General features: G+C 55.8%; 5 protein-coding genes and 1 rRNA gene. 3 read left to right on the forward strand and 3 right to left on the reverse strand.

Features of this window, described 5'->3' with window-relative positions; genetic code table 11:
- Nucleotides 1-9: 9 nt before the first annotated feature.
- Nucleotides 10-687 (reverse strand): type 1 glutamine amidotransferase domain-containing protein, encoded by a 678-nt coding sequence (locus ACODS3_RS26105; protein ID WP_489036938.1) that lies wholly within the window; start codon nt 685-687, stop codon nt 10-12.
- Nucleotides 688-774: 87 nt separating this feature from the next.
- A complete protein-coding gene (locus ACODS3_RS26110) occupies nt 775-2,193 on the reverse strand; it encodes a coniferyl aldehyde dehydrogenase (RefSeq protein ID WP_489036940.1) in 1,419 nt (472 codons plus the stop codon).
- Nucleotides 2,194-2,422: 229 nt separating this feature from the next.
- On the opposite strand from ACODS3_RS26110, the gene ACODS3_RS26115 reads away from it, so the two are divergent.
- Nucleotides 2,423-3,331 carry a LysR family transcriptional regulator gene (locus ACODS3_RS26115; protein WP_201017821.1) on the forward strand — a complete coding sequence of 303 codons (909 nt, stop codon included), beginning with the start codon at nt 2,423-2,425 and terminating at the stop codon, nt 3,329-3,331.
- Nucleotides 3,332-3,390: 59 nt separating this feature from the next.
- Here ACODS3_RS26115 and ACODS3_RS26120 read toward each other — a convergent pair whose 3' ends face one another.
- Complete coding sequence (locus tag ACODS3_RS26120; protein ID WP_201017820.1) at nt 3,391-5,022, reverse strand: methyl-accepting chemotaxis protein; 1,632 nt, start codon at nt 5,020-5,022, stop codon at nt 3,391-3,393.
- Nucleotides 5,023-5,229: 207 nt separating this feature from the next.
- Between ACODS3_RS26120 and ACODS3_RS26125 the strand changes: the two genes are divergently transcribed.
- Both ACODS3_RS26125 and ACODS3_RS26130 read left to right on the forward strand, forming a co-directional pair.
- On the forward strand, nt 5,230-6,933 hold the full coding sequence (locus ACODS3_RS26125; protein ID WP_489036943.1) for a molecular chaperone DnaJ: 1,704 nt from the start codon (nt 5,230-5,232) through the stop codon (nt 6,931-6,933).
- 438 nt (nt 6,934-7,371) lie between these two features.
- Nucleotides 7,372-7,892 (forward strand): 16S ribosomal RNA (locus ACODS3_RS26130); the annotation flags it as partial.

Raw genomic sequence — 7,892 nt, forward strand, 5'->3', positions numbered from 1 at the left:
TGCAAAGGCTTACGCCAACTGTTTCAGCAAAGCCTTGGCGACGGCTTCAGAGCTGGCAGGGTTCTGGCCAGTCACCAGTTTGCCGTCTTCGACCAGGTAGGGCTGCCAGTCGGGGCCTTTTTCATAGAGGCCGCCCAGTGCGATGAACTCGTCCTCGATAAGGAAGGGAACGACATCGGTCAGTTCTACCGCTTCTTCCTCGCCATTGGTGAAGCCGGTGACGCGACGGCCTTTGATCAACGGCTCGCCATTGGCGGCCTTGACGTGACGCAAGACGCCCGGCGCATGGCAGACGAAACCGATTGGCTTGTTGGCGCGCTGAAAGGATTCGATCAGTTCGATGGAACGCTTCGACTCTGCCAGGTCCCAGAGCGGGCCGTGGCCGCCTGGATAGAAAACCGTGTCGAAATCCTGCTGGCTGACGCTGTCCAGTTTGACGGTGTTCGCCAGTACTTTTTGCGCGGCCGGGTCAGCCTTGAAGCGCTGGGTCAGTTCGGTCTGGAAGTCCGGCAGGTCGCTTTTCGGGTCCAGAGGCGGTTGGCCACCGGCAGGCGAGGCCACGACTATTTCAGCGCCGGCATCCTTGAAGGTGTAATAAGGGGCTGCGAACTCTTCGAGCCAGAAGCCGGTTTTCTTGCCGGTGTTGCCCAGTTGATCGTGAGAGGTCAGTACCATCAATACTTTCATTGCAGTTTCCTCGTAATGTCCATGAGTCAGGTGAGGCACAGGCGGTCAGGTTGACTGCCTGCGCATTATCTTCATTGCAAGTGACGGTCAGCCTTTCAGGAAGGCTTCGAGCGGTGCCGATTTATCGCCATAAGGTGCGCGCAGTCGCAGGTTTGAAGCGCCATCTTCGCTCTGTATAACAACGGGTTTTGCATGGGTAAAACGTCTGAAACCGTGAACGCCATGGTAAGCGCCGATACCGGATGCTCCTACGCCACCAAACGGCAGGGTATCGATGGACACGTGGCTCATCACATCGTTGACCACCAGAGCGCCTGAAGTGGTTTGGATTGCAAAGGCGTGTTGTCGTTCGCTGTCATTGCCGAAGTAATAGGCAGCGAGCGGGCGCGGGTTGGCATTGATATAGGCCACCGGTTCAGCCCTGTCGGTGTAGGTCTTGATTGGCAGCAGCGGGCCGAAAATCTCTTCCTGCATGACCTGCATGTTATCGTTCACATCCAGCAGCAGATGAGGCGCAATCTTGCGTGACTTGGCGTCGAAGCCCGGTTCGCCTTCCGGCGCCAGATTGACGATCGTTGCACCTTTGTTACGTGCATCATCGATCAGGCCCACGAGTCGTTCATAGTGGCGCTGGCTGATGATGGAGGTGTATTCCTGATTGTTCTGGATGCTCGGGAAACTGCTGGCAACGAAGCGCTTGCTGGCATCGGTCAGTGCCTCGACCTTCGACTTCGGAATCATCATGTAATCCGGCGCCAGGCATATCTGGCCCGCATTGAATGTCTTGATCGTCAGGGTGCGCTCTATTGCCGTGCGGATATCGAAGTCCTCATCCACGACGACCGGCGACTTGCCGCCCAGTTCGAGGGTGACGGGGACCAGGTTTTCAGCCGCTGCCCGCATCACATGACGTCCCACCGTGGTGCTGCCGGTAAAGACCAGATGATCGAAAGGCAGCCCGCTGAACGATGCGCCAACATTCGCATCTCCCAATACCACCGCCAGTTCCAGAGGGTCGAAATAACCTGCGATCAGTTCTGCCAGTAGTTCCGATGTTCTGGGCGTCAGCTCGGATGGCTTGAGCATGGCGGTATTGCCAGCTGCAAATACACCTGCGAGCGGGCCGAAGGCCAGGTTGATCGGGAAGTTCCAGGGGCTGATCACACCGACCACACCCAGAGGTTGCTGCTGGATCCAGGCCTGCATGCCGGGTGCCGGGTCTGTAACCTGTTCAGGCTTCATCCACTCAGCCACATGCTCGGCAGAATGCTGAAGCATTTTTACCGTCATGACAGTATCTGCCATCAGAGACTGATAGAGGCTGCGATTGCCGAAGTCTGCATTGATGGCTTTGCCAATGACTTCATGGTTATCGCTGAGCAGTCTGGCTCCACGGATCAGTCGGTCCTGGCGCAGTTTTGCATCCGCCGGGCCTGCCGCTGTGTGGGCACGTTTCATGTTCAGCAGAAGGGCTTTCAATTCTTTGGTATCTGGCTGGAAAGGCATGGCCTTTGCTCCTGAGCTATTGACGTTATGTGGATGATGTTGAGCGGAACATGCAGATCGACCGAAAGAGGTCAGGTTGATCTGCTATAAAATTTTGTTCGGCAAAAAGTCATTCGTTTCGTCGTTCATGAGCGCTTTTCTCAAGCGATGTGGCTATCTTATGAGGGCCAAGGCCTGATGTATAACAACGGCTTTTTTGTGCAGTCATAAAATAATTTATGGGATATGTATGTCTCTTGTTCGTTTGAGGACCTTTATCGAGGTTTACCGTCAGCGCTCGATCAGTGGTGCGGCGCGTACTTTAAGCCTCACGCAGCCTGCGGTGTCGCAGCACATTTCGGGGCTTGAAGCTGCGATAGGCAGGAGCCTGTTCGAGCGTCAGTCGCGGGGCGTCGAACCTACGTCCGCAGCGGACGAACTGGCAGCGGATATCGGAGACAAGCTCGATGCAGCCGAAGCCGCGCTGTCATCGGCAAGAGCGCGTTCGGTGGAGTTGGCGGGGGCGTTGCAAATCATCGGGCACGCTGACGTTCTGGCTGAAGTGGTGGCCAGACAATTGCTGCCTCTGCTGGAGGTCGGCATTCGCATCAGGATGCAGAGCGGAAACCAGGAATCGATCACGCATATGCTGATCGAAGGTCACTGCGATCTCGGGATCTCTGCCGCACCCCCCAATAATAAGCGCCTGCGCAGTGAGCTGATGTTTGTCGATGACGTCCTGGCGGTGGCGGCACCGTCCGTGGTTCAGCGTTTGACTCGTGCGCCGGATTTCAATGAAGCGTTGCTGGGTGAGCCGGTACTTGCCTATAACCTGGACCTGCCGCTCATCGATGGCTGGCTGGAAGTGAACAGGATAGAAGCCCCCAATCTGATGCCGGCGATGGTAGGCCAGGACTTGCGTACTTTATGCAGTCTGCTCAAGGAGGGATTTGGCTGGAGTGCGTTGCCGGCTTATTTATGCCGCCCTTATATTGAACGCGGCGAGCTTCTGGAAATACCGGCTCCGGTTGGCCCGGCCAGTCGTGAGTATTACTTGCTGTGGATTCCCAGCGCCCTGCGTCAGCCGCGTGTGGCGCATGCACGACAGTCCTTGTTGTGGCGGTTGCGGGCTGACCGTCAAAGCGCTGAAGGTGAGTGAGCCGGTCGCTTTCGAGCAATTAATTGCCCGGCGACCAGCGTTTTCAAGATTTGGTGAGCTTACATCCGGAACTGCAACACCAACTGATTAAGGCCGACTGCCAGCTGCGACAGCTCTCCGCTGGCTGCCGAAGTCTGGTTTGCACCTGTAGCGTTCTGGGCTGAAAGGTCTCGAATGCTGGTCAGGTTGCGATCCACTTCACGGGCCACTTGCGCTTGTTGTTCCGTGGCTGAGGCGATGCTGGTGTTGCGCTCGTTGATCTGCACAATCGCTGCGGTGATTTCCACCAGTGCGTGGCCCGCTGCCTGGGCGACGTCGAGGCTGGTACGAGCCCGTTCGCTGCTGTGGCCCATTGCACTGACGGCCTTGCTTGCACCGCCCTGAATGGACGCGATCATTTTCTCGATCTCGGCAGTCGACTGTTGGGTGCGATGAGCCAGTGCCCGTACCTCATCGGCAACCACCGCAAAGCCACGACCTGCTTCACCGGCCCGAGCCGCTTCGATTGCTGCGTTCAAGGCCAGCAGGTTGGTCTGATCGGCGATACCCCGGATGACATCCAGAACCCCGCTGATGCTTTGCACCTCGACAGCCAGACCATCGATTTCAATGGCGGTAGCGCCGACCGATTCGTGCAGCTCGTTGATCACGCTGACAGTCTCGTCTACACGTTTACGGCCATTTTCTGCCGACTTGCTGGATTCCTGTGCGGCGGTGGAGGCCATGATGGCGTTACGCGCAACTTCTTCAACCGCTGCGCTCATCTGATTGATTGCGGTGGCGGCCTGATTGATTTCATCGTTCTGGCGTTGAACGCCGCGCAGGGAATCTTCGGTCACGGCCGTCAATTCTTCGGACGTGGAAGCCAGTTGATTGGATGAGTTACCCAACTCACTCAGCGTGCGTCGCAGGTTCTGCTGCATGATCGAGAGGGCGGCCAGCAAGCGTCCCGGCTCATCCTTGCCGTCGGCTGCAATGGGTTTGCTGAGGTCATTGACCGCAATCTGTTCGGCCACCGCCAATGCCTTGGCAATCGGTGCCGTCAGGCTGCGGGTAAATATGCCGGCCAATGCCAGCGTCGCGGCGAGCGCGACAAGAATGGCAATGATCGTGACATTGCGAGCCTGGGCATAGGTCTTGTCGGCGGCGACATCGGATTCTGCGACCTTCAAGTCTGACAGGCGGGAAATCTCAGCGATGTCCTTGGCCAACAGATCGGCTGCCAGGGTCATTTCACCTGTCGGTTGGGTCAGCGCGGTGATTATGTCCTCGCGTTTTTGCGTCATGGCCTCCAGGTACCGCGAGTGTATGGCCAGATAGTTGTTCAGATTGCGGGACATGCTGTCGTATGTCTTCTTGCCTTCATCGGTGACCAGCAAGGACTGTAATTTGCGGACATCGGCTTCAAGGCTGCTACGAGCCTGAACGACACGCTGTTGGGCTGCATTGGTCGCGGTGGCGTCCTGTGCCAGGCGCAGACCGCTGTTGCCAAGTCGAATGGTCAAAAGATCGCTTTTGATCTGATCGACTGCCTGAACCGTTGGCAATACGTTGTCTTGCAGTGTTTCCCGGGACTCTTTCAAGTCAGATGATTGCAGCAGTGAGAAGAGTCCCAGTGCTGTAACCAACAATGCAAAAAAGCCGAAGCAAAGCAACGACCGTGGGGCGATGTTGAGGTTTCTGAGAGTCATGGGAAGTGCCGTCGATAGGGAGTTGACAGTCTGAAACTATCGACCTAAAGCGGTTCAGCTTTAGAAAGTTGCCGATATTTGCTGGAATCAAGTCGCAGAATCGACAGTCTGCTGCGGTTATGATGATGCACTGCCTGTATCACTTGGTAATGGAAAGATCGGCTGGAGGGAGCGCATTGACGACTTCGAATAAAGTGAGTGGCAGCGATGAGTGATTGCTGGACGGTTCTGTCACTGCCTGATGACGCCGACGAGCGCAGCATCAAGCGGCAGTATGCGCGGCTGCTTAAAAGCAATCGTCCTGATGACGATGCCGAGGGCTTTCAGCGCCTGCGCGATGCTTATGAGCAGGCTTTGCATATTGCTCGCTATCGGGACGAAAGCGATGAGGTTGCCGAACTGCCTGATCAGGTGGCGCCAGCCAGGCATGATGCATCGCCGTCATGGCGGGTGCTGGTTGATCAAACAACAGTCGATAATCTGCCTGAGCACTATCTTCAGGCTCAGGCACTGGGTTGTACGCAAGATTTTGAGCAAGAACTGTTGCTGCGTTGCCTTGCCGATCCTGAGGGTGAGGTCAGTCTGCTCCGGGCCGCGACTAGGCAGTTGAACTGGCTCACTCCATGGCAACAAGCGCCTATGAATGGTGATCAGGCTGTCTGGTTGACCCAGGCATTGCTCGACTCCCATCAGTCGCAGTTGCAGGCTCGACTACAGGTCGAAGATACAGAGGCCTTCATTGATGAGTTGCAGGCGTTGCGTCAACAGCCCTGGCTGGCGTCGCTGGAGCGCAGTGAGCATTTGCAGCGTTGGGTCATGATCCTGCTGCACAACACAACCGGCTGGAACTCTGCCTTGTTCGAGCAGGTTTGTTCCCTGTTTGGCTGGGATGCGAAGCAAGACCTGCACCCGGAGCCAGCCTTTATCTGGCAGCGACTGATCGAACGCGGCGAGAGGGATGATTTTGTCCGACATCTGCAGCGTCTGCTCAGTAAAAAGCCGTTCAGTGCCGAGGGGCGTGCCGTGCATTTATTGCTGGGTGCTTATAGTCCTGTTGAGCGCAGGCGAATGGCCAGAGCTGAAGATGACAATGTTCGTATTATCTGCAAACGGCTTGTCGAGCAAATGACGCTGCGATATCCCGGTGTTCTCGAAGCCTTTCCCGATGCCGACCTTGAATGCTGGAAGCGGGCGCATGAGCCTTTTTCTCCTGAGGCCAGGCGCTGGCTGGGGCTTGCGGCGTTGCCTGTAGTTTTGCTGTTCGGCCTTTCGCTGTATTTCCAGCGGGATCAGGATCTGTGGTTTCTGATTCTGTATCCCTTGCTGATGGTTCCTGGCCTTATGGCGTACATGTATATATGGCGTCCGCTCTGCGAGGTTGTTGCGACACTGGATGAATGGCTGAGCCTTCGTCTTCTGCCTGATGTCATCAGCGGGCCGACCGCGAACGCCAAGGTGGTGCAGCACGCACTGCCGCTTGCTGTCATGGGCGGGGTGATGGGGTGGAAAGGCGGCGGGCTTGGGTTGGCGCTTCATTGTTCCGTGACTCTGATATGGATAGCGTTCGCCCCTTATCGCTATCCCAGGCCCTATGCCGCCCTGACACGGATGTTCAGAGCCAGGAAAATGATGTTTGGCGGTGTGTTTCTTGGTGCTTTCTTCTGCATGCTGAGTGCTGGCTTCTTCGTCATGTCACAACCTGGAGGTACCAGAGAGCGATCCGCGGCATCTCAAGGCAGTTATCAGTCTGACTGCAACCCGGATAACCTGCGCCGGACGATGTCGCAAGCTTGTCGGGCAGCTCTCGACTCCAATGAGTGTGCTCAGAGCGAGTGGGCGCAGAGAGTGCACATGTGTCGCTCGGCTGCGGATATGGCGAAGAAGGCGATGGAAGCTGTTCACCAGAAGTGATCCCGATCTGGGTTGTCTCCGGAGGCGTGGCGGCTTTCTTTATATAAGCATCGGAAGCGGGCTTTCAGATTGATGTAAAAAAGTTGAGATAAGGGGTTTGACAGCTTTCTCAAGTGCTGTATAGTTCGCCTCCCGCTAACGAGCAACGCGAAGTTGATCGAAGCGCAAGTGGTTGAAGTTGCAAAGGAAACTTTGAAAACTTGTTGAAATAACCGCTTGACAGATACAAAGGGCGCTGTAGAATGCGCGCCTCGGTTGAGACGAAAGGCTCAACCCATCGCTCTTTAACAACTGAATCAAGCAATTCGTGTGGGTGCTTGTGGTGTAAGACTGAAGTCAACAGATTATCAGCAACGCAAGTTACTCCGCGAGAAATCAAAGATGTAACCAACGATTGCTGAGCCAAGTTTAGGGTTTTCTCAAAACCCAGATATGTTTGAACTGAAGAGTTTGATCATGGCTCAGATTGAACGCTGGCGGCAGGCCTAACACATGCAAGTCGAGCGGCAGCACAGGTACTTGTACCGGGTGGCGAGCGGCGGACGGGTGAGTAATGCCTAGGAATCTGCCTGGTAGTGGGGGATAACGCTCGGAAACGGACGCTAATACCGCATACGTCCTACGGGAGAAAGCAGGGGACCTTCGGGCCTTGCGCTATCAGATGAGCCTAGGTCGGATTAGCTAGTTGGTGAGGTAAAGGCTCACCAAGGCGACGATCCGTAACTGGTCTGAGAGGATGATCAGTCACACTGGAACTGAGACACGGTCCAGACTCCTACGGGAGGCAGCAGTGGGGAATATTGGACAATGGGCGAAAGCCTGATCCAGCCATGCCGCGTGTGTGAAGAAGGTCTTCGGATTGTAAAGCACTTTAAGTTGGGAGGAAGGGTCGTTACCTAATACGTGACGATTTTGACGTTACCGACAGAATAAGCACCGGCTAACTCTGTGCCAGCAGC

The organism is Pseudomonas sp. FG43 (assembly GCF_057809175.1).

Bases quoted from the DNA above. Each gene is read 5' to 3' on its own strand.
- ACODS3_RS26105 (WP_489036938.1), bottom strand. From the start codon at position 687: ATGAAAGTATTGATGGTACTGACCTCTCACGATCAACTGGGCAACACC.
- ACODS3_RS26110 (WP_489036940.1), bottom strand. From the start codon at position 2,193: ATGCCTTTCCAGCCAGATACCAAAGAATTGAAAGCCCTTCTGCTGAAC.
- ACODS3_RS26115 (WP_201017821.1), top strand. From the start codon at position 2,423: ATGTCTCTTGTTCGTTTGAGGACCTTTATCGAGGTTTACCGTCAGCGC.
- ACODS3_RS26120 (WP_201017820.1), bottom strand. From the start codon at position 5,022: ATGACTCTCAGAAACCTCAACATCGCCCCACGGTCGTTGCTTTGCTTC.
- ACODS3_RS26125 (WP_489036943.1), top strand. From the start codon at position 5,230: ATGAGTGATTGCTGGACGGTTCTGTCACTGCCTGATGACGCCGACGAG.